Raw genomic sequence first — 21,937 nt, 5'->3', positions numbered from 1 at the left:
GGCATGGCAATGTCGCGACGCGGGCCGGCGTCGGATCAGATGAGGCCGGCCTTCCTGCCGGCTGCCGCTGCCTGGGTGCGGTTGATGACGTTCAGCGCCTTGAAGATCGCGGTGATGTGCGCCTTGATGGTCTTTTCGGACAGGCCCAACTTGTCGGCGATGACCTTGTTCGGTACGCCTTCCGCGAGATAGCGCAGCACTTCGACCTGTCGTTGCGTCAGCATCGAACCGCGTGCTGCGGCGGCGCCGTCCTGATGCTGCAGCGCGGGCTCGTCGAGCACGAGCGGCGGTACGTAGCGTTCGCCGTTGAGTGCGATCCGGATGGCGGACAGCAGCGTGCGCGGGCTGGCGGACTTCGGCACGTAACCCATCGCGCCCTGCGCGAACGCGCTGCGCACGGCGCCGGGATCTTCGGACGACGACAGCACGATGACGGGGAGCCCCGGGCGCATCGTCGCGAAGACGGCGAGCGCGTCGAGGCCGTCCATGCCCTGCAGCTTCAGGTCGAGCACGATGGCGTCGAGGTCGGTGTGATCGTCGAGCAGCCGCACCGCATCATCGGCGCTGCTCGCCTGGACGACGATCGTGTCGTCGTCACCCTGGCGCAGCAGCATCTCCACGCCATCCCGCAGGATCGCGTGATCGTCGACGATCAGAATTTTCATGAGGACGCTTGAATATGTGAATCAGGACGCGGACCGATACGAACGAACCGGATTGTACAAGACGAAAGTCTTAATACTAAAGTCGAGTTTGTCCGGCATCTGTCTTGCGTCTAACGTCGCATTTACATTCAGCGGAATATCGCCGAGACTCAATCACGACAGTTCGCAATGCAGGTGAATGCGGGCGCGCCAATCGATGCGTCGCCGGCAACGCGGCGATGTGAGCGACGAAGCACGCGGCCGCTTCAGGACTGAATGGCGGCGCGATGCACGCACGCAAGGTGCGTCGTTCGGCGGCAGTGAATTTCCTATTCACGTCGCGCGAAAAAATAACGGCTCGTAATAACCGGATTATCGGCACGTATTTGGACGGCGAATCATTGATCCTGATTGCGCATGAATCGAGGTGAACGATGAAGGTTGCCAACGACAGCGATGCAATGTGGGAACTGAACATGTCGTATCTCTGGCTTGCGCAGCGACTCCTGCAGTCGGATCGCGCAACCGGCATGTTCCGCCTGGGTGTGACCGCCGATGTCGCCGCCGCGCTGGCCGCGCTGTCGATGAAGCACATGAACGAGCTCGCGTCTGCGGGGCAATTGATCTGCGCATTGCGGCCGGGCCGATACGGAGTGCTGTCGGCACTGACCCGCGCGACGCCGCCGGTCGATCTCGTGCGCGTGCATACCGCGATGGTGCTGGCCGGCCTTGCGCTGCCCGACGAGGAAACATCGTGAACGGCCGGGCAGGGCGGCACGGCCTCGCGGACGACGCGCAACTGACGATGCACGCGGCGGCGCTGATCCGGCTCGGCGCGCGGCTGCAGATGCTGGAAATCGAGTGCGGGTTGCCGCGCGACCGTCTCGTGCGCCTGTATCGCGAAGTGCGCGGCGTGGCCGCGCCGAAGGGGTTGCTGCCGTCGTCGATCGACTGGTACATGACGTGGTTCGCGAACCTTCATGCATCGCTGTTCCACAGCATCTACCGTTTCCTGCGCAACCAGGCGGGCTGCACGCGACTCGAAGCGCTCGTCAAGGCCTATACGCTGTATGCCGAACAGGGCGATGCCGCGTGCCGCGCGTTGCCGCTGGACCTGACACGCGCCTGGATGCTGGTGCGCTTCGTCGACGCCGGCGTGCTCGACATTGCCCATTGCCGGGATTGCGGCGCGGCGTTCATCACCTATCGCCACGCGCTGCGCCGGCATCCCGTGTGCGTCGCCTGCCGGCTGCCGGCGCGCGCCGGCAAGCGAGCGGTCGGCACGTCGTCGCGCGTGGCGCCCGGCACGCGTCATGCGCGACGGTGCGACGCACAGGTGGCCGTCGCGTCCAGTCGCGGCAGCGGGAGCGCCGCGGGCGATTCATCGGGAGAATGGTGTGCAATCTAGCGGGGCAACGGTGGCCGCGGCGGGGCCCGCGCGGCCCGCGGCGAATGGCGCCGGCCGGCACGTCGCGTCGGCCGGGGCGGCGCGCTCGCCCGATCGCGACGGCGGCGCGCATCCTTTGCCGGCATCGTGAACCTGCGCGGCCTCTCGATCCGGCAGCGGATGCGGGCCGGCTTCGCGCTCGTCGTGATGCTGACGGCGGTGGCGTGCGGGACGAACCTGCGGGAAAGCTGTCGGCAATACCGGCAGGGCTATCTCGACCTGCGCGATTTCGCGCTGGTCGAGCGCGCGATGATCGCGTCGAACCGGATCTCGGCCGAACGCTGGCCGGCCAACCAGTTGCTGGCGCTGCGGCGGCGCGATGCCGCGACGCAGGTGCAGGCGGTGCGCGATGCGAGGGCGCGTTCGGACCAGGCGCTCGATGCGCTGCGAGACGACCTCGCGCGGGCGGAGGCGCTCGGTGCATCCGAGCGCGGGGCCGCGCTGCACGCGCTCGAGTCGATACGCGCCGAGCTGGCCGGCGCGCGCGGCGAAGTCGATGCGCTCGTCGCGCGGCCCGCGGCGGCGCGTGCGACGTGGCAGGTGCAGGCTGCACAGGACCGCATGTTCGCGGCTGCCGACGATCTGGCGACGCTGACCGGCGGCGTGATGGCGGGTACGGCGATGCGTCATCCGGACACGGCCGGCGCGCTGGTCCTCGCACGCTTGCTGGGCGACCTGCGTGAATACACCGGCCGGCTCGGCTCGCTGTTCGTCGCGCCGCTGGTGAGGCGCGAAGCGCTCGACAACGATCGGCTGGCGCGCATCCTCCAGATGCGCGGGCGCATCGTGCAGCTTCGCGCACTGATCGCCAGTGCGATCGCGCCGCCGCTCGACGACGCGATGCTGTCGAATGACCTGGCGCGGTTGAACGACACGATGGACGGCAGCTTCCTGCCGCTCGTGGCCGCGACGCTCCGCGCGGGCCACACGGGCGCCTATGCAATGAACGCAGAGGATTTCGCGTCGCGGATCATGCGGGACCTCGACGCATCGGCGCGGTTGCGCGACCGCGTGCTCGACCTCACGCGTGCACGTGCGGTGGCGCTGCGCGATGCGGCGTGCGTCCGGATGGCGCTATCGGCCGTCGAGGCGGCGTGCTGCATCGCGATCCTGTTCCTGCTCGTGCGCGGCACGCAGCGGACGCTGTCGAAACCGCTCGATGCGCTGAGCCGGCGCATCGTTGCGTTGAGCAACGGCGACGTGTCACCGATCGTCCGGATTCCGGGCACGAGCGCCGAGATCGCGCACGTGAACGATGCACTGGACGCGCTGCGCGGCGCCTACGTTCATCGCACGCTGCTCGAGCGGCAGCGCAACGACATGCTGACGCTGTTCTCGCACGACATGCGCGCGCCGCTTACGTCGGTCATCGTGCTCGTGGACGCGCCCGCCGCCTGCCCGCCCGACTGCACGCTGCGCGAGCGTCTTCACGAGATCGGCGGGCTGGCGCGTCATACGCTCGCGATGGCGGACGGTTTCGCGCAGGTGTCGCGGGCGGAGGCAGGCGAGTACGCGTCGGAACTCGTCAACGTGGCCGACCTGATGAATCAGGCACGCGACGAAATCTGGCCGCGCGCGCGGGACAAGCACATCGCGATCGACGATGTACCGCCGTGCGACGACGCGCTCGTACGCGGCGATCCGGCGCTGCTGTCGCGTGCGCTGGTCCATCTGCTGGGGAACGCGGTCGAATACAGCGCGGCGCATACCCGAGTCGAGTGCAGCGTCGAACTGGCGGACGACGGTGCTTCGGTATGCTGCGTGATTCGCGATTACGGCTACGGGATCGCGGCCGAGGATCAGGCGCGCCTGTTCGAGCGTTACCGTCGCTTTCGCCTGCCGGGGCAGCCCGACACGAAGGGTGTCGGGCTCGGCATGGCGTTCGCGAAGGCGGTCGTGCATCGGCACCGCGGCGACATCCACGTGCGCAGCGCGCCGTGGCAGGGCACGACCGTGACGCTCACGCTGCCCGTGGCCGGTGTACCCGTCGACGGGCACGACCCGGACCGAACGATGTCGGCCGAACCGATACCGGGATGATGCGTGGCGGCGGGAGGCCGCACGCCGTGCACCCGGTGGTGTCTTCCCGCAGCCGCACGCGGCGATGTTCGACGGCGCGTGAAGTTGGTACGATCGCGCGTATCGTTCACGCCGGCGCCGCAACCCGCCGGCCATCGGTCGCGCGGCCGCCCGGCCGCACGGCCTCGTTCGGGAGAAGCGGTTCATGCTGCAGGCGTTCGCGGTCTTGCTGACCTTCCAGTGTCTCGGGGAAGGGGTGTCCTACCTGTTCGGCCTGCCGGTGCCGGGCCCGGTGATCGGCATGTTGTTGCTGTTCGGCTTTGTGATGCTGCGCCCGCAGGTGGCCGACGCGATCGAGCCGACCGCGCTTGAGCTGCTGCGCCATCTGTCGCTGCTGTTCGTGCCGGCCGGCGTCGGCATCATGGTGTCGGCCGACCGCGTGCGCGGCGATGCGGTCGCGGTCGTCGTCGCGCTGGCGGTGAGCACCACGCTCGCGATCGCGGTGACCGCGCTCGTCACGCGCGCGCTGCTGCGCCGCCAGCGGCGCGCGGGCGGCGCGGCGGAGGGCACGCCATGACGGCCTTCCCGAAACTCGGCGCGATCTGGGTCTATCTCGCCGCGACCCCGCTGCTGGGCCTGACCATCACGCTGATCGCCTATCTGCTTGCACAGGCCGTCTATGCGAGGGCGCGCTTCAACCCGCTCGCGAACCCGGTGCTGATCGCGGTCGCGCTGATCGTCGTGTTGCTGACGATCACCCGTACGCCGTATACGACGTATTTCGAAGGCGCGCAGTTCGTCCACTTCCTGCTCGGCCCCGCCACCGTCGCGCTTGCGCTGCCGCTGTATCGCCAGTGGTCGAAGCTGCGCCGCGCAGCGGTGCCGCTGCTGGTCGGCCTGCTCGCGGGCTCGCTGACCGCGATCGTGTCGGCGGTCGGCATCGCGGCGCTGTTCGGCGCGTCGCACCAGACGATCGCGTCGCTCGCGCCAAAATCGGCGACGACGCCGATCGCGATGGCCGTCGCCGCGGAAATCGGCGGGATTCCGTCGCTCACCGCCGTGCTCGTGATCTCGACCGGGATTTTCGGGGCGGTGTGCGCACGCGGGATCCTCAATGCGCTGCGGGTCGACGAACCTGCCGTGCGCGGCTTCGCGCTCGGCGTCGCGTCGCACGGAATCGGCACCGCGCGTGCGTTCCAGGTCAGCGAGGAAGCCGGCGCGTTCGCCGGGCTCGGAATGGGGATGAACGGCGTGCTGACGGCCTTCGTCGTGCCGATCCTGCTGCCGGTGCTGTCGCGCTGGATCTGAGCGCCGGCCGCGGCGGGCAAGGCCGGGTTATCGGTTTCCCTGATGGTGCCGGCGCGGCGCCGAAACGACGGTGCACGACGTGCGCATGTATCGTGGCCGTTATCAGGAGAATTCAGGAACGCACACGGACAACCGAATACTGATCGGCTAACGTTGCAACGGCGCCGATGTCGCAAGCGGTCGTGTGCGCGCCGGTGTTCGACCCACTATCAACAATCGACAAGGAGATCCGGCCATGAAGCAGTCTCGCGTGGTATCGGTGGCAGTAGCAGTAACGGCGTCGTTCGGTCTGCTGTTGACCGCCGCGCCGGCGGCATACGCGCAGGATCCGGCGTCCGCACCGACGCAGAAGCAGCTCGACAAGGCGCAGAAGAAGGCGGCCCGCAAGGCTGCCCGCGCGCGGCACGCGTCGGACCTGAAGGCGATCGGCACGGGCAGCGGCTACCGGTTGACCAACGACCAGAGCAACTATCCGCAGAACGCCGCGACGAAGGCGCCAGCGTCGAAGGCGGCGCCGGCCGCCCCGGCATCGGGCCAGTAACGACCGGAACCGGGGCACAGCGCGAACGGCGCCGGATCGACCGGCGCCGTTCGCGCATGTGCGGGGCTGCCCGAACGGCCGGGCCGCCGCGTTACGACGCGAGCTTGCTCGCGATTTCCGCGACGTGCTTGCCCTGGTAGCGCGCGATGTCGAGCTCGTTCGCGCTCGGCTGGCGGCTGCCGTCCGCGCCCGCGAGCGTGGTCGCGCCGTACGGCGTGCCGCCGGTAATTTCGTTCATGTTGACGAGGCCGCTGCATGCATACGGCACACCCACGATCACCATCCCGTGGTGCAGCAGCGTGGTGTGGAACGACGTGATCGTCGTTTCCTGGCCGCCGTGCTGCGTGCCGGTCGATGCGAACACGCTGCCGATCTTGCCGACGAGCGCGCCCTTCATCCACAGGCCGCCGGTCTGGTCGAGGAACGTGCGCATCTGGCCGGCCATGTTGCCGAAGCGGGTCGGCGTGCCGAAGATGATCGCATCGTAGTCGGCGAGTTCGTCCACCGTCGCGACCGGCGCGGCCTGGTCGACCTTCACGCCGATCGCGCGGGCCTGGTCGACGGGAATCGTTTCCGGCACGCGCTTGAGCGTGACCTCGACGCCGGCCACCGATTTCGCGCCTTCCGCGATCTGCTGCGCCATCGTTTCGACGTGCCCGTAGGACGAGTAGTAAAGAACGAGTACCTTGGCCATGTTGCGAATCTCCGATTAAAAGGGCCCCGCGGTCAGCGGGGCCCGGTTTCCCGAACGGGCGTCACGCCCACTCGGCCGTTACTTCGACCGGACGCAGGTCGAACACCAGCACTTCGGCATCCTTCCCGTCGGCGAACGTCAGCGCCTGTTCGTCGCGCACGCGCACGCCGTCGCCTTCGCCGAGCGTCACGCCGTTGACCGTCACGCTGCCGCGTGCCACGTGCACGTAAGCAAAGCGGTTCGGCGCCAGTTCCAGCGTCGCGCGTTCATCGCCGTCGAACAGGCCCGCGTAGATCCGCGTGTCCTGCCGGATCTTCAGCGAACCGGCGTCGCCGTTCGGCGAGACGACGAGCGCGAGCTTGCCGCGCTTGTCGTCGGCCGTGACATTCGTCTGCTGGTAACGCGGCTCGGCACCCTTTTCGGCCGGCCCGACCCAGATCTGCAGGAAGTGGACCGGCAGTTCCGGCGAGTGGTTGAACTCGCTGTGACGCACGCCGGTGCCGGCGCTCATCAGTTGCACGTCACCGGGCACGATCACCGAACCGGTGCCCATCGAGTCCTTGTGTTCCAGCGCGCCGTCGAGCACGTACGACAGGATTTCCATGTCGCGGTGCGGGTGCGTGCCGAAGCCGCGGCCCGGGGCGACGCGGTCGTCGTTGATCACCAGCAGGTCGGAGAAGCCGACTTGCTTCGGATCGTAGTAATTCGCGAACGAAAACGTATGACGGGAGCTGAGCCAGCCATGCTCCGCACGGCCACGTTGGTTTGCTGCACGGGTTTCGATCATGATTTTTGTTCCTCAAGACGCCGGACCTCGAAAGTGGGCCCGGCCGTTCGTTGAGATGAATCTTAGGTCAATCGATTTGACAAATAAATGGCTGTAGCGATAATGACTGTCGCTATGGAGTGGACAATATGGAACTCAACGATCTCAGGATCTTCGTCGCGACGGTCGATGCGGGCAGCTTCACGGCGGCGGCCGACCAGCTGATGCTGTCCAAGCAGTTCGTCAGCCGGCGCACGATGGCGCTGGAGGCGTCGCTCGGCGTGCGGCTGCTGCACCGGAACACGCGCAACCTCGCGGTGACCGAATCGGGGCAGGAGTTCTATGCGCGGGCGCAGCGGATCCTCGCGGAGATTGCCGACGCCGAGCAGGCGATGTCGGTGCGCAGCACCGAGCTGCACGGGTCGCTGAAAATCAGCGCGCCGCTGTCGTTCGGGATCACGCACGTGTCGCCGCTGATCGCCGAATTCCTGTCCGCGCACCCGGCCGTGCGGCTGAACCTCGACCTGACCGACCGGCGCGTCGACCTGATCGGCGAGGGCTTCGATCTCGTGCTGCGGATCGGCTCGCTCGAGGATTCGACGCTGATCGCGCGCCCGCTCGGCGCATGGCGGATGATTGCGTGCGCGAGCCCCGCCTACCTGAAGCGGCAGGGCACGCCGCAGACGCCGGTCGATCTCGCCGGCCATACGTGCGTGCTGTACGGGCGCGAGCGGCGCATCGGCTGGGAATTCCGCGTCGACGGCGTGGCGCGCACGTTCGACGTGCAGGGGCCGCTGGTCGCGAACAATGGCGAGGTGGTGCGGGACGCGGCGATCGCGGGCCTCGGCATCGCGCTGCTGCCGGATTTCATCGTCGGCGGTGCGCTCGACAGCGGTGCGCTCGTGCCGGTGCTCGACGCGTATGCGCCGTCGCCGATCACGCTCAATGCGGTGTTTCCGCAGCATCGGGAAGGGTTCGTCACGCTGCGCACGTTCATCGGGTTTCTCGCGGAACGGCTCGGCGCGGCTGCGCCGGCGGGGAAGGACGGAGCCGGGCGGGCGCGGTGACGGGCAGGGATGCGGGGAATGAGGGTGCTATTCTCCGCATGATTTGCGGAGAATATTGAGTCGTGCGGTGAATCGGTGAGATAATCTCCGCATCATGAGCGGAGATTACACCTACATCTGGGAGTCGGCCGACTGGCCCGCATGGCGCTTCGACCTCCCCGCACTGGCGACGCCACTCGCCGACGTCAGCCGTGCGCAAGGCATGCTGGCCGGGCGGCTGGCGGACGTCGGCCTGGCGTTGCGCGACGAGGCCAGCCTCGCCGCGCTGACGGAAGATGTCGTCAAGACGAGCGCCATCGAGGGCGAAAGCCTGAACGTGGCGTCGGTCCGGTCGTCGATCGCGCGCCGGCTCGGCGTCGATATCGGCGCGCTGGCGCCGGTCGATCGTCACGTGGAAGGCGTGGTCGACATGGTGCTGGACGCGACGACCCATGCGGCGGCGCCGGTCACGGACGCCCGCCTGTTCGGGTGGCATGCGGCGCTGTTCCCGACCGGCTACTCGGGGATGTCGCGGATCACGGTCGGCGGCTGGCGCACGGATGCGACGGGGCCGATGCAGGTCGTGTCCGGGCCGATCGGCCGGCAGCGCGTGCATTTCGAGGCGCCGCCCGCCGCGCGTCTCGCCAGCGAGATCGGGCGGTTTCTCGCGTGGCTGAATGCCGCACCGGCCGAGCCCTTGCTGATCCGTGCCGGCCTCGCCCATCTGTGGTTCGTCACGCTCCATCCGTTCGACGACGGCAACGGCCGGATTGCGCGTGCGCTCGGGGATCTGGTCCTCGCGCGCGCCGACCGCAGCCCGCAGCGCTTCTACAGCCTGTCGGCGCAAATCCAGCGCGAGCGCAACGCGTATTACGACGTGCTGGAGCGGACGCAACGCGGTTCGCTCGACGTCACGGAATGGCTCGCGTGGTTCCTGACCGCGCTCGGCAGGGCCATCGATCAGGCGCACACGACGCTCGACGCGGTGCTGGTCAAGGCGCGCTTCTGGCAGCGCTGCGCGGGCCTCGCGATGAACGAACGCCAGGTGAAGGTCATGAATCGCCTGCTCGACGGCTTCGAGGGGAAGCTGACTTCCACCAAGTGGGCGGCGCTCGCGAAATGCTCGCAAGACACCGCGCTGAGGGACATCACCGAACTCGTCGAGCACGGTGTGCTGCGCCGCTCGTCGTCCGGCGGGCGGAGCACGAGTTACGAGCTGGCGCCGGTCGACGGCTGACGCCGGCCCGGGTCATGACCGGTGGGCGTTGGCCGCGACGGAGCGGAGTCGTGTTGCCGCTTCGATCGTTTCCGCGTTGAACTCGCAGCACCGGGCCGCGTCGGGCAGTGGGTCGCTGGCCCAAGCGATTGCCCGCGTCTGGCACTATCCCGCGCCTTTTTGTCTTCGAATACTGGATTCGACGGTGGATGTCGAACAGCCGACATCGGTCGCCGCCGCGTACGCCCCCTTCCGTACGAACCCGCTTTCGAGGAGACACGCATGCTCAGGTATCTGATCGGCATCGGTATTCCGTATCTCGGCGTGATCGGCGTGCTGCCCTGGGTGGCGGCGCAGGATCGCTACGTGCTGGGCGTGCCGTTCATCTTCATGTGGATCTTCGCGTGGTTCGTGCTGACGTCCGGCTGCCTGTTCGCGTGCTGGATGCTGTTCGACCGCCGCGCGAGCAGCGCCGTGTAGCGCACGCATCCCGCTTCCCGCGGACCGCCGGCCGCCCGCGCTTTCCGGCGAACCCTACGCATTCCTTTCCTTCGCAGAGGTGCGCATGTCCACGGTCGTCTTCGTCGCGCTGATCGCGCTGTCGCTCTATCTCGCCGTTCGATCCGGCCGCGGCCGCGGCAAGCAGAGCGTGCATGACTTTTTCGTCGCATCGCGCCAGTTCGGCACGGCGCTCGTGTTCTTCCTGACCGCCGGCGAGATCTACAGCATCGGCACGATGGTCGGCTTCCCCGGCGGCATCTACGCGAAAGGGCCGACCTACGGCGTGTGGTTCCTCGGCTACATCCTGCTCGCCTACCCGATCGGCTATTTCGTCGGCCCGAAGATCTGGGAGGCCGGCAAGCGTCACAACGCGATCACGCTGCCCGACCTGTTCAAGGGCCACTACCGCAGCCGCGGGCTCGAGCTGGTCGTTGCGTGCGCATCGATCCTGTTCCTGATCCCGTGGGGGCAGCTGCAGTTCACCGGGCTCGTCGCGGCGCTCAAGGGGCTCGGCTGGCACGTCGAGCCGCTGTACCTGATCTTCGTGTGCGCGGCGCTCGCGTTCACCTATATCGCGATCTCGGGCGTGCGCGCGTCGGCGTACATCGCGATCCTGAAGGACATCCTGATGCTGCTCGCGATCGTCGTGACGGGCGTGGCCGTCGCGTGGCAGGTGGGCGGCGTGCACCCGGTGTTCGACGCCGCGAGCCGGCAGGTCAGCAACACGATGGGCGGATCGCAACTGCGCTTCTCGATGAGCACGATGCTGTTCCAGTCGCTCGGCTTCTACCTGATGCCGTTCGCCGCGCAGAATTTCTTCACCGCGCGCGGGCCGGACGCGATCCGGCGCACGCAGGTCGTGATGCCGCTGTACATGCTGATGTATCCGTTCCTCGTGATCGCGTCGTACTACGCAATCACCGCGAATTTGAAGCTCGCGTCCCCGAATGACGCGTTCTTCGCCGCCGTCACGCACCTGCTGCCCGGCTGGCTGATCGGCCTCGTCGCGGCCGGCGCCGCGCTGTCGGGGCTGCTCGTTCTGGCCGGCATCTGCCTCGCGATCGGGCCGATCGTCACGCGCAACCTGATGCCGAACCTGCCCGAGTCGCGCCAGAAGCGTGCAGCGAAATACGTGATCGTCGGCTACCTGCTGCTGTCGATCGCGACCACGCTGCTCACGCCGAACCTGATGCTCACGCTGATCAACACCACCTACTACGGCGTCACGCAGTTCCTGCCGGGCGTGCTGATCCTGCTCGCGCGGCGCCAGGTGCGGCCCGTCGCGGTAGGCGCCGGGATGATCTGCGGACAGGCGCTCGCGATGATTTTCTACGTATTCCATATCGACTTCGGCGGCATCAACCTCGGCCTCGTGTGCCTCGTCGTCAACGTGCTCGTCGTCGCGGCGGTGCATGCGATGCTGCACGGCCGTCCCGTGAAGCAATACGCCGTATCCTGACGCATCGGCGTTCCGCCGCAAGGAGAGCAGCGAAACATGCACGTATCCGCCACCCCAGCCGCGCACGTGACGGTGTTCACGGCGCGCCGGATCCTGACGATGAACCCGGCGCAGCCGTCGGCCACGCACGTCGCCGTGCGCGACGGCCGCATCCTCGCGGTCGGCGACGCCGCCACGTGGCACGCGCGGTTCGGCGCGTGCACGACCGACGACACGCTGCGCGACAAGGTACTGATGCCGGGGCTCGTCGAAGGGCATTGCCACCTGATGGAAGGCGCGATGTGGGACGCCGTGTACGTCGGCTACTACGACCGGCGCGGCCCCGACGGCACGCTGTGGCCGGGGCTGCGCTCGCTCGACGCGGTGCTCGAACGGCTCGCGGAAGCCGAGCGCGCGATGACCGACGACGGGCCGCTGCTCGCGTGGGGCTTCGATCCGATCTTCTTCGGCACCGCGCGGCTGGCCGCGCGCGAACTCGACCGCGTGTCCGCGCAGCGGCCGATCGCGATCCTGCATGCGAGCGTGCACCTGATGAACGTGAACAGCGCGATGCTCGCGCGCGCGGGCATCGACGAGGACACCGACATCGACGGCGTGACGCGCGATGCCGACGGCCGCCCGACCGGCGAGCTGCAGGAGTTCGCGGCGATGCTGCCGGTGTATCAGACGATCGGCGGCAAGCTCGCGATTTCCGCGAGCGAGAAGCCGCACGCCGTCTGGAATTTCGGGCGCGTCGCGCAGCTCGCGGGCGTGACGACAGCCACCGATCTCGTCAACGACCTGTCGGCCGACGGCAACCGCACGCTGCACGACGTGACCGCCGATCCCGATTACCCGGTGCGGATCGTGCCGGCGTTCGCGCCGCAGCGCAATCCGGCCCGCTCGGCCGACAGCGTGCGCGCGGAGATCGAGCGCAATACCGACAAGCTGCATTTCGGGCCCGTGAAATTCATCGTCGACGGATCGATCCAGGGCTTCACCGCGCGCGTGCGCTGGCCCGGTTATGCGGGCGGGCAGCCGAACGGGCTGTGGCTGATTCCGCCCGCGCAGCTCGTGGACGTGTTCGAGCCGTTTCATCGCGCGGGGCTGCAACTGCACGTGCATACCAACGGTGACGAAGCGACCGACGTCGTGCTCGACGCGATGACCACGCTGCTCGCGCGCCATCCGCGCCCCGATCATCGCCATACGCTGCAGCATTGCCAGATGGCGGATGCCGCGCAGTTGAAGCGCGTTCGCACCCTCGGGATGTGCGTGAACTTCTTTGCGAATCATCTGTACTACTGGGGTGACGCGCATTACGACCAGACCATCGGCCCCGATCGCGCGAGCCGGATGGATGCGGCCGGCTCGGCGCAGCGGCTCGGCATTCCGTTCGCGCTGCATTCGGATGCGCCGATCACGCCGTTGAATCCGCTGTTCACCGCATGGTGTGCGGTGCAGCGCGAGACCGCGTCGGGGCGCGTGCTCGGCGAAGGCGAGCGGCTTTCGGTTGACGACGCACTGCACGCGATCACGCTCGGCGCAGCCTATACGTTGCGGATGGATCATCTCGTCGGCAGCATCGAGATCGGCAAGTTCGCGGATTTCGCGGTGCTCGATGACGATCCGTCGGTCAGCGCACCCGCACGCCTGAAGGAACTCGCCGTGTGGGGCACCGTGCTCGGCGGGCGCGTGTTCCGGTCGCCGCGATGAGCATGCGGGTCGACGCCGTCATGCCTGCTGCGGCCACGCCCGCACCGATCGATCTCGCGGTGATCGGCGGCTATCTCGGCGCGGGCAAGACGACGGTCGTCAACGCGATCCTGCAGGCGCCGCATGGCCGGCGCATCGCTGTGCTCGTCAACGATTTCGGCGCGGTGAACGTCGATGCGCGGCTCGTGCGGGCGCGCGGCGACGACGTGATCGAACTCGACAACGGCTGCATCTGCTGCACGATCGGCGGCGCCCTCGTCGATGCGCTGACGCGCGTCGCGACGCGCGACGTGCGACCCGAATTGCTGCTCGTCGAAGCGAGCGGCGTCGCCGATCCGGCGAAGATCGCGCAGGTCGGGCTGCTGAACGGTGCGTTCCGGCTGACGTCGGTGCTCGTCGTCGCCGACGCGCTCGCATGGCGCGACACGCTCGCCGATCCACTTGTCGGCGCGATGGCGCAGCGCCAGCTCGACGGTGCGGGCGCGATCGTCGTGACCAAGCTCGACTGCGTTGCGCCGGAACGGCGCGACGCGGTGCTCGACGACGTGCGCGCGTGTGCGCCGACCGACATCGTCGTCGCGGCGCGGCATGGCGAGATTCCGCTCGCGTTGCTGTTCGACACGGTCGTGCCCAGTCGTGGCGCGATGCCTGCACGTCTTGCGCGTGCGCACCGGGCGTTCGGACATGACGCGATGCCGGCGTTCGCGAGCGTCACCGTCGCCGCGCCGGACATGCTCGACAAGGCGCGGCTGCGTGCGTGGCTGAAGGCGTTGCCGCGCACGATCCTGCGCGCGAAGGGCATCGTGCGTGTGGCCAATGCGCAGGGCACGGTCGCCACGCGCGTGTGTCAGGTCGCCGCGCGGCGCATCCGGTTCTCGTCGATGAAAGACGAAGGGCCGGCCGCGCACGAAGCAGATGGCGTGATGGTGTTCATCGGGTTCATCGACGCCGGTGTGGAAGCCACATTGCGCGACGGCATCGTGCAATGCAGCGTGGCCGCCGGAGCGGTTGCGTTGACATCGACCGATCGATTGATCGGCGCCACGCATTCGGGGTAGGCTTCGGCGAGCAACGGCATGCGCCGCATGCCGGGCCGGGCGTTTTTACCTCGAATGCCGCGTGCAGGTAGCTTCTACAGGCGCGCGATCCAGCGACGATCAAGCCGATGACCATCCGGAACGAAAAGAATGCGCGCGGGCACGCCGCGACTCCCGCCAGTGCAGTGCGGTACACGCACCTGCGATCCATCGCGGCCGCCGCGTTGCTGATACTGCTGCCGCCCGCCGCGCATGCCGCGGGCTTCGACTGCGCGAAAGCCGCGTCGCCAACCGAGAAGGCAATCTGCGCGGACGCCGCGCTGTCGAAGCTCGACGGCGACCTGGCGGCGGCGTGGAAGCAGGCGCTCGGAAAAGGCGGCGATACGGCCGCGCTGAAAGCCGCGCAGTTGAAATGGCTCAAGCAGCGCGACCGGTGCGGCGGCGACGAGCAGTGCCTCGGCGACCGCTACCGCGAACGGCTCGCGAGCCTGAACGGCAAGCCGCTGGCCGCCGACCGCTGGCAGCAGACGTGGTACATGACGAGCGACAACCCGTCGTTCGGCGGCGTGCTGACGTTCACCGGCACGGCGCCGCGCCTGCATTTCGAGCTGAGCGGCAACAACGGCGCGAATACGGGCGGGCTCGATGGAGACATCGTGCTGCACGGCGACAGCGGCACCTATCGCCAGGACAAATGCCGGCTCGATTTCGAACGGAAGGGCGGGCGCATCGGCATCACGCAACACGGCGCGGATGTCGATTGCGGTGCGGGCTCGGGTGTTTTCTACGGCGGCCGGTATGTGACCGCGTCGCAGTTCCAGGCCAAACCGGCGGCGGACCTGCTGAGCCTCAAGGTCGTCGACGACGCGACGCAGAATGCGACCGCGCACAAACTGCTCGGCGCCGATTACCAGACGCTCGTCGACAACGTCAATTACAGCGCCGACGAAAAGGATCTCGACGGGCTGAACGCGCATGTGGCGTCGTACTGGGTGCGCGGCATCGCGACGACGAATGCGGCGATCGTGATGCGCCGCGGTAACGACCTGTGGATCGGGCTGCTCGTGTTCGACGCGAAGAACGATGTCCGGATGCGCTATTACACGAACGTGCCGGCGTGGAAGAAGCGCGTGCCGAAGACCATCCAGGCGTGGCACGACAATCTCGACAAGACGCTGCCGGTCGACGTGATGCAGTGACGGGCAAGCCGGGCAGCGGAAGCCGCCCGATGCGTCTTTATTTTTTGAGTCCTGCCCGAACGTGTGCCGGCGCCGCAGCCGATTCCCGCTTGCGCAACTCCGGCAGCACCGCATGACCTGGCCCCGTTGCGCCGTTCTCGAGCGCGTCGAGCAACGCGTGCGCGGCCTGGCGCCCGATCGCGTTGGTGTCGACCCACATCGTCGTCAGCGGCGGCTGGATCTCGCGCGCGAGCGCGATGTCGTCGAACCCGGTGATCGACAATTGCGCGGGCACGTCGATGCCGAGCGCCTGCGCCTCGAGCAACGCGCCCAGTGCGAGCGCGTCGTTGCCGCAGATCACGGCCGTCGGCCGCGTGGCCGCGTCGCTGTCGGCGATCGCGCGCAGGCTCGCCCGCCCGAACGCGATCGTGGCCGCGCCTTCGTGCTGATGGACGGGGCGCACGGCGAGCCCGCGCGCGGCCAGCGTGTCGTGAATGCCGCGCAGGCGGGCCTGCACACGGTCGTTGTCGGCGGACGGCTGCATGATGATCGCGAAATCGCGGTGGCCGAGGTCGAGCAGGTGGGTGGTGAGCTGCGCGAACGCCGCGCGATTGTCGAAGCCGATGCAGCAGTGCGGGCTGTCGTCGCGATACGCATAAGTGACGACGTACGGCACGCGGTGCATCGCAAGCAGTTCGAACAGTTCCGGCGGATACGCTTCGCCGACGAGCGACACGGCTTCCACGCCGCGCGACAGCATCGCGCGCACCTGGTCGAGCGCCTGCGCCGGATCGTAGTTCGAGCAGCCGAGGAACAGCGTGATGCCGTGCTCGGCCATGACCGTCTGCATGCCCGCGACTTGCGATGCGAACACCTGGTCGTCGAGCGTCGGAATGATCGCACCCGTGATGTGGGTGCGCGTGGACGCGAGTGCGCGGCCCGCCGCATTCGGGATCCAGTTCAGCGCGCGCGCCGCGTCGCGCACGCGCTGCTGCACGTCGGCCGACACCTTGCCGGGATCGTTGTACACGCGCGAAACGGTCGCGGTCGACACGCCGGCCAGCTTCGCGACATCGCCGAGCACGGAGCGGCCGCTGCCGCGGCGCGCACGGGGCGCGCCGCCACGGGACGGTGGCGAGCTCATCGGCCGACTCCCGGCGTGGCGGTGGCGGCGGCGCTACGCGTTGTCAAATGCGTCAATGTTTACCCTCGATTCATGGTGGCGCCGCTTGCATTCTCGCTCGACCCTGCGAGAATGTAAGCGCTATCTTGGCGTACTTCCACATTATGTCAGACCCATATTCTATCCATATCGTGAAATTTTCATCGACGACGGCCATTCCGGCCTTTTTGTCCGTCTCGAATGTAAGCGGTTACATTCGGAAATGAGCGACACCTGTCCACCGCGCATCGCCGTCGTCGGCAGCGTGAACATCGACCTCGTCACGCGCGCGCCGCGCTTGCCGGTGCCGGGCGAAACGCTGCTCGGCACCGATTTCCAGACCGTCCATGGCGGCAAGGGGGCGAACCAGGCGGTCGCGGCCGCGCGCCTGGGCGCGTCGGTCGCGATGATCGGCTGCGTCGGCGAGGACGCATTCGGCGCGCGCCTGCACGACGCACTGTCGGCAGAGGGCATCGACGTGACGCACCTGGACCGGATCGGCGGTACGGCGACCGGGGTGGCCACGATCACGGTAGACGAAGGCGGCGCGAACAGCATCGTCGTCGTGCCCGGCGCGAATGCGCGCCTCGATGCCGACCGGATCGACGCGGCGCGTGAAGCGATCGCCGGGGCGGCGATGCTCGTGAGCCAGCTCGAAGTGCCGATCGCTACCGTCGCGCGCGCCATTGCCTGTGCGTCCGCGCACCGCACGCCGGTGCTGCTCAATCCCGCGCCTGCGCAGCGGCTGTTCGACGCGCTGCTCGCACGGGTCGATTACCTCGTCGTCAACGAGACCGAAGCCGAGTCGCTGACCGGCATCGCCGTGGGCGACGATGCGTCCGCCGTGCGCGCCGCCGATGCGCTGTGCACGAAGGGCGTGGGGAACGTGCTGGTCACGCTTGGCGCGCGCGGCGTGTGCTGGCGCGGCGGGGCAGGCAACGGCCGCCTGCGGGCGATGTCGGTGGTCGCGGTCGATACGACCGCGGCCGGCGACACGTTCGTCGGCGGGTTCGCGGCCGCCCGCGCGGGCGGCGCATCGATGGACGACGCGATCGGCTTCGGCCAGCGCGCCGCCGCGATCAGCGTGACGCGCTACGGCGCGCAGACCTCGATTCCGACGCGCGACGAAGTGGCGCGCCTGGAACCCTGAATTCCGCATCAGACGGACAGGCCGGAACCGGCCGACATCACTGACATGGAGACAACCGCAATGAACGAAACCCCGACCGTTCCGCCCGCCCCGCCGCGTATCCGGCGCGGGCAACGCATCGCGCTCGCGCTGTTGATGGTGAGCGGCATCGTCAACTACCTCGATCGCGGCACGCTGGCCGTCGCGAGTTCGGCGATCCGCGCCGATCTCGGCCTGTCGCTCGCGCAGATGGGGCTGCTGCTGTCGGCCTTCTCGTGGAGCTACGCGCTGTGCCAGTTCCCGGTCGGCGGGCTCGTCGACCGCATCGGGCCGCGCCGGCTGCTCGGGATCGGCCTGATCGTGTGGTCGGTCGCGCAAGCGGCGGGCGGCATCGTATCGACCTTCGGTTGGTTCATCGTCGCGCGCATCGTGCTCGGCATCGGCGAGGCGCCGCAGTTCCCGTCGGCCGCGCGGGTGGTGAGCAACTGGTTTCCGCTGCGCGCACGCGGCACGCCGACCGGCATTTTCAATGCCGCGTCGCCGCTCGGCACCGCCCTTGCGCCGTTGCTGCTGTCGATCCTCGTCGCGTCGTTCGACTGGCGCTGGGCGTTCATCGCGACGGGCGCAGCCGGTCTCGTCGTCGCCGTCGTCTGGTTCGCGCTGTATCGCGATCCGGTGCGCGCGCAACTGACCGCCACCGAGCGCAATTACCTCGACGCCGACGCGCAAAGCGCGGTCGCGGCGCCGAAACTGACGTTCGCCGAATGGCGCGGCCTGTTCTCGCACGGCACGACCTGGGGGATGCTGATCGGCTATTTCGGTTCCGTGTACCTGAACTGGGTGTACCTCACCTGGCTGCCGGGCTACCTGACGATGGAGCGGCACATGAGCCTGATCCGCACCGGTTTTGCCGCGTCGGTGCCGTTCCTGTGCGGGTTCGTGGGCTCGCTGCTGGCCGGCTGGCTGTCGGACCTGATCACGCGCCGCAGCCGTTCGCCGGTCGTGAGCCGGCGCAATGCGGTGGTGGTCGCGATGCTCGGGATGGTCGCGTTCACGATTCCCGCCGCGCTCGCGCAGAGCAACACGGTGGCGCTTGCCTGCATTTCGGTCGTGATCTTTCTCGCCAACGCGGCGTCGGCCTGTTCGTGGGCGCTCGCGACGGCAGCCGCGCCGCCGAGCCGCATCGCGTCGCTCGGTGCGATCCAGAATTTCGGCGGTTTCATCGGCGGCGCGCTCGCGCCGATCCTCACGGGCATCATTGCGCAGAAGTGGTCGTTCGTGCCGGCGCTTCTGGCGGCCGCGGCGATCGCGTTCGCCGGCGCAATGGCGTACCTGCTGCTGGTGCGCAAGCCGATTCCCGAGCAGGCCGCGAACGCTGCATCCGGACCGTTGCCGGCCTGAGCACGCGGCATGCGCCACGCATTCACTGAAGCAAGGAGAAACAGATGCAACACCCGCAGCAATCGAACGTGACCATCGAGGGCATCGTTCCGGTGATGCTGACGCCGTTCGACGACGCCGGCGCGATCGACTACGCCGGGCTCGAACGGCTCATCGAGTGGTACCTGGCGCACGGCGCCGACGCGTTGTTCGCGGTCGCGCAGTCGAGCGAGATGCAGTTCCTGAGCCTCGCGGAGCGCGCGGAACTCGCGCGCTTCGTGGTCGAGCGGGTGGGCGGGCGCGTGCCCGTCGTCGCTTCCGGACACATCAGCGACGATCTCGACGCGCAGGCCGAGGAGCTGTGCGCGGCGGCCGAATCGGGCGCGCAGGGCGTCGTGCTCGTGACCAACCGGCTCGATCCGCAGCGCAAGGGCAGCGCCGCGCTGCTCGACCATCTGCACCGGCTGCTCGCGCGCTTGCCGTCGGATCTGCCGCTCGGTCTGTACGAGTGTCCGGCGCCCTACCGGCGGCTGCTGTCGGATGACGAACTGCGCGCGTGCATCGATACGGGCCGCTTCGTGATGCTCAAGGACGTGAGCTGCGACCTGGAGACGGTGAAGCGGCGGGTCGCGCTCGCGGAGGGCTCGCCGCTGAAGATCCTCAACGCGAACGCCGCGATTGCGTGGGACGCGATGAAGGCGGGTTCCGCCGGCTTCAACGGTGTGTTCACCAACTTCCATCCGGATCTGTACCGGTGGTTGCGCACGCAAGGGGAGTCGAATCCGGCGCTGGCCGACGAGCTGTCGACGTTCCTCGTCGTCTCGGCGGTGTCGGAAGCGCTGGGGTACCCGGCGCTCGCGAAGCTCTATCACCAGCGAATCGGCACCTTCGCGTCGATCCGTTGCCGCGTGATCGACTACGACGTGCGTGAGCGATTCTGGGCGCTCGATGCGGTGCTCGACAAGATCGTGGCCGGGACCGAGCATTTCCGGCGAAGGATCGCTGCGTAATCGTGCGTGCGCTGCCGTCCGAGGTTTGCAGTGCGAGACGGGGAACCGAACCCGGCGAGTGCTTGCGCACTGCCGGGCGTGAGTGAGGTTTCCATGCGGGACACCCTGCGCGGCGGCGCGAGCCGGTCGATCCATTGACCGGCGGCCGCCGCCACGATCATCGATCGGCCCGGACGCTCGTCACTTGTTCGCCAGCGTGCCGCTGCTGTTGGCACCGCCGAACAGCCGCGTCAGGTACTGCGTGTTCGAATTCATCTTTGCCATCAGCGCGTTGAGTGCCGTGAACTGCGCCTGATACTGCTTGGTCAGTTGCGCGGCGTAGTCGGCCAGATTCGTCTGCTGCTGCGTGACGCGCTTCAGGTCGGCGCCCAGCGCGTTCGTGCGCAGGGCGATCATCCCCCCGCTCTTCGTGAAGGTCGCGATCTGGTCGGTCAACTGCTTGCCTATCCCGTTCGTCGAGTTGAACAGGTGCGCGACCCCCGATGGGTTGCCGGTCAGCGCAATGTCGAGCTTCGCGCTGTCGGCCCTCAGCGTGCCGTCCTTCTCGAGTGAGACGCCGATCGCCGCCAGGTTCGTGTGCCCGTTGCCGTCCTTGTTGGGAACGCCGCGCGCGACGATCGACGCGAGGGAGTTGCGGATCGTGTGCAGTGTCGAATCGCCGATCAGCGCGCCCTGCGCGCTCGCCCCGGGCGTGTAGCTCGACAGCGCGCCCATCGTCTTGACGACGGCGTTGTACAGGTTCACGAAATTCGTGATCGTGGCCGCCTGCGCCTTCGTGTCGGGGCTGATGGTCAGCGTCTGCGTATCGGTTGCGCTGACCGCCGCCGCCGACAAGTTCAGCGTGACGCCGTTCAGCACGCCCGACACCGTGTTGCTCGCGCTGGTCGACGCGATGCCGCTGACCGTGAACTTCGCGTCCTGCGCGACGGCGCTTTGCCGCCACGCGGCCGCGCCGTTCGCCGAGTCGATCTTCGACGGGCCGCCCGTCGTGTCGGCCGTCGACGTGACGCCGAGGTTCGACAGTCCGTTGTCGTTGGCCACGTTGCCGACCGCGACGTTGATGGTGCTTGCCGAGCCCGTCTTCGACGACGCGAGCACGAGGTGCGCGCCGTCGGTGCCGTTGATGACCGTCGCGCTGATCCCCGGGTTGTTCGCCGCGGAGTTGATCGCGGCCGCGATGCCTGACAGCGTGTTGTTCGTGCCGTTGACGTCAACCTTGAACGACTGGCTGCCGAGCGACAGCGTCAGCGTGCCGGTGCCGAGCGCCTTCTTCCCGTCGACGCCCGACGAACTCAGCGCCTGCGCGGTCGCGATCTGCGTGACGCCGACCGTGTAGGTGCCGGCAACCGCGCCTGCACTCGGCGTTGCGGTCAGGCCCTTGCCGCTCGCGACCGCGGTGAACGTCGACTGCAGCCCGCCATTCGCCAGCGTGGCGAGGCCCGCCTCGAGCGCGCCCAGCGCGGACGATAGCGCGCCGAATGCGGAAATCTGCGTGGTGCCGGTCTGTTGCGACGCGGCGAGCGCCGCGGCCCGGCCTGCCGTCTTCGCGTTCACCAGCGTCGTGACGAGCAAGCCGACATCCATCGACGAATTGCCGGTCGAGCCGTTGATGATCGATTGCGCCGCCTGTTGCAACAGGCTGTTCGTGTTCGCGCTGCTGTTCACTGGCGTGTTCGTTGCCATGGGTGGTCTCCGGTTGAAAAGC

21 protein-coding genes are annotated in these 21,937 nt (G+C 68.2%); 16 read left to right on the top strand and 5 right to left on the bottom strand.

Going from position 1 to position 21,937, the window contains the following annotated elements; genetic code table 11:
• Nucleotides 1-35 precede the first annotated feature (35 nt).
• Nucleotides 36-665 (bottom strand): response regulator transcription factor, encoded by a 630-nt coding sequence (locus tag C5O79_RS01990; protein WP_047853082.1) that lies wholly within the window; start codon nt 663-665, stop codon nt 36-38.
• A 413-nt stretch (nt 666-1,078) separates the two neighbouring features.
• Here C5O79_RS01990 and C5O79_RS01985 point away from each other — a divergent pair, with 413 nt between their 5' ends.
• The 6 genes from C5O79_RS01985 (at nt 1,079) to C5O79_RS01960 (ending at nt 5,959) form a co-directional block, all read left to right on the top strand.
• A complete protein-coding gene (locus C5O79_RS01985; RefSeq protein WP_039355302.1) occupies nt 1,079-1,402 on the top strand; it encodes a flagellar transcriptional regulator FlhD in 324 nt (107 codons plus the stop codon).
• A complete protein-coding gene (locus C5O79_RS01980; RefSeq protein WP_053060334.1) occupies nt 1,399-2,052 on the top strand; it encodes a FlhC family transcriptional regulator in 654 nt (217 codons plus the stop codon). Before C5O79_RS01985 ends, C5O79_RS01980 begins: the two co-directional genes overlap by 4 nt.
• A gap of 126 nt (nt 2,053-2,178) precedes the next feature.
• A complete protein-coding gene (locus tag C5O79_RS01975; RefSeq protein WP_236862393.1) occupies nt 2,179-4,131 on the top strand; it encodes a HAMP domain-containing sensor histidine kinase in 1,953 nt (650 codons plus the stop codon).
• A 184-nt stretch (nt 4,132-4,315) separates the two neighbouring features.
• Complete coding sequence (locus C5O79_RS01970; protein WP_047853084.1) at nt 4,316-4,687, top strand: CidA/LrgA family protein; 372 nt, start codon at nt 4,316-4,318, stop codon at nt 4,685-4,687.
• Complete coding sequence (locus C5O79_RS01965) at nt 4,684-5,418, top strand: LrgB family protein (protein WP_122478363.1); 735 nt, start codon at nt 4,684-4,686, stop codon at nt 5,416-5,418. The genes C5O79_RS01970 and C5O79_RS01965 overlap by 4 nt, the downstream gene beginning before the upstream one ends.
• 235 nt (nt 5,419-5,653) lie before the next feature.
• On the top strand, nt 5,654-5,959 hold the full coding sequence (locus C5O79_RS01960; RefSeq protein ID WP_122478361.1) for a hypothetical protein: 306 nt from the start codon (nt 5,654-5,656) through the stop codon (nt 5,957-5,959).
• Nucleotides 5,960-6,050: 91 nt separating this feature from the next.
• Here the strand turns inward: C5O79_RS01960 and wrbA are convergent, their stop codons facing one another.
• Together wrbA and C5O79_RS01950 are read right to left on the bottom strand one after the other, a co-directional pair.
• The gene (gene wrbA, locus C5O79_RS01955) at nt 6,051-6,653 is read right to left on the bottom strand and encodes an NAD(P)H:quinone oxidoreductase (protein ID WP_047853085.1); all 603 of its coding nucleotides are present in this window, start codon (nt 6,651-6,653) and stop codon (nt 6,051-6,053) included.
• Nucleotides 6,654-6,714: 61 nt separating this feature from the next.
• On the bottom strand, nt 6,715-7,440 hold the full coding sequence (locus C5O79_RS01950; protein WP_046547189.1) for a pirin family protein: 726 nt from the start codon (nt 7,438-7,440) through the stop codon (nt 6,715-6,717).
• Nucleotides 7,441-7,568: 128 nt separating this feature from the next.
• On the opposite strand from C5O79_RS01950, the gene C5O79_RS01945 reads away from it, so the two are divergent.
• From C5O79_RS01945 to C5O79_RS01915, 7 genes are all read left to right on the top strand, one after another.
• Nucleotides 7,569-8,486 carry a LysR family transcriptional regulator gene (locus C5O79_RS01945; RefSeq protein WP_122478359.1) on the top strand — a complete coding sequence of 306 codons (918 nt, stop codon included), beginning with the start codon at nt 7,569-7,571 and terminating at the stop codon, nt 8,484-8,486.
• Nucleotides 8,487-8,577: 91 nt separating this feature from the next.
• A complete protein-coding gene (locus C5O79_RS01940; RefSeq protein WP_131931076.1) occupies nt 8,578-9,702 on the top strand; it encodes a Fic family protein in 1,125 nt (374 codons plus the stop codon).
• Nucleotides 9,703-9,963: 261 nt separating this feature from the next.
• Complete coding sequence (locus C5O79_RS01935) at nt 9,964-10,161, top strand: DUF3311 domain-containing protein (protein WP_046547186.1); 198 nt, start codon at nt 9,964-9,966, stop codon at nt 10,159-10,161.
• A gap of 85 nt (nt 10,162-10,246) precedes the next feature.
• A complete protein-coding gene (locus C5O79_RS01930) occupies nt 10,247-11,641 on the top strand; it encodes a sodium:solute symporter family protein (RefSeq protein ID WP_122478355.1) in 1,395 nt (464 codons plus the stop codon).
• Nucleotides 11,642-11,677: 36 nt separating this feature from the next.
• On the top strand, nt 11,678-13,336 hold the full coding sequence (locus tag C5O79_RS01925) for an amidohydrolase (protein WP_122478353.1): 1,659 nt from the start codon (nt 11,678-11,680) through the stop codon (nt 13,334-13,336).
• 20 nt (nt 13,337-13,356) lie between these two features.
• Nucleotides 13,357-14,394, top strand: coding sequence for a GTP-binding protein (locus C5O79_RS01920; protein WP_122479035.1), 1,038 nt, complete (start codon nt 13,357-13,359; stop codon nt 14,392-14,394).
• 107 nt (nt 14,395-14,501) lie between these two features.
• Nucleotides 14,502-15,572, top strand: a complete 1,071-nt coding sequence (locus C5O79_RS01915) for a lysozyme inhibitor LprI family protein (RefSeq protein ID WP_236862392.1) — start codon at nt 14,502-14,504, stop codon at nt 15,570-15,572.
• A 37-nt stretch (nt 15,573-15,609) separates the two neighbouring features.
• Here C5O79_RS01915 and C5O79_RS01910 read toward each other — a convergent pair whose 3' ends face one another.
• Nucleotides 15,610-16,695 carry a LacI family DNA-binding transcriptional regulator gene (locus tag C5O79_RS01910; protein ID WP_122478351.1) on the bottom strand — a complete coding sequence of 362 codons (1,086 nt, stop codon included), beginning with the start codon at nt 16,693-16,695 and terminating at the stop codon, nt 15,610-15,612.
• A gap of 241 nt (nt 16,696-16,936) precedes the next feature.
• On the opposite strand from C5O79_RS01910, the gene rbsK reads away from it, so the two are divergent.
• Genes rbsK through C5O79_RS01895 form a run of 3 tightly spaced genes read left to right on the top strand, consistent with a single transcriptional unit; the run spans nt 16,937 to nt 20,232 of the window.
• The gene (rbsK, locus tag C5O79_RS01905; protein WP_047853093.1) at nt 16,937-17,863 is read left to right on the top strand and encodes a ribokinase; all 927 of its coding nucleotides are present in this window, start codon (nt 16,937-16,939) and stop codon (nt 17,861-17,863) included.
• Nucleotides 17,864-17,923: 60 nt separating this feature from the next.
• Nucleotides 17,924-19,243, top strand: coding sequence for an MFS transporter (locus C5O79_RS01900; RefSeq protein WP_047853094.1), 1,320 nt, complete (start codon nt 17,924-17,926; stop codon nt 19,241-19,243).
• Between the two features lie 44 nt (nt 19,244-19,287).
• Entirely contained in the window at nt 19,288-20,232 is a 945-nt protein-coding gene (locus C5O79_RS01895; RefSeq protein WP_046547180.1) for a dihydrodipicolinate synthase family protein, read from the top strand.
• A gap of 180 nt (nt 20,233-20,412) precedes the next feature.
• Here C5O79_RS01895 and fliD read toward each other — a convergent pair whose 3' ends face one another.
• Nucleotides 20,413-21,915: a flagellar filament capping protein FliD gene (fliD, locus tag C5O79_RS01890; protein WP_047853096.1), complete on the bottom strand. Its 1,503-nt coding sequence runs from the start codon at nt 21,913-21,915 to the stop codon at nt 20,413-20,415.
• Between the last annotated feature and the right edge of the window lie 22 nt (nt 21,916-21,937).

The organism is Burkholderia sp. SRS-25, from assembly GCF_004343765.1.
Lineage (GTDB): Bacteria > Pseudomonadota > Gammaproteobacteria > Burkholderiales > Burkholderiaceae > Burkholderia > Burkholderia contaminans.
The sequence above is the reverse complement of the archived record's forward strand: the minus strand, read 5'-3'. Positions and strand labels throughout refer to the sequence as shown.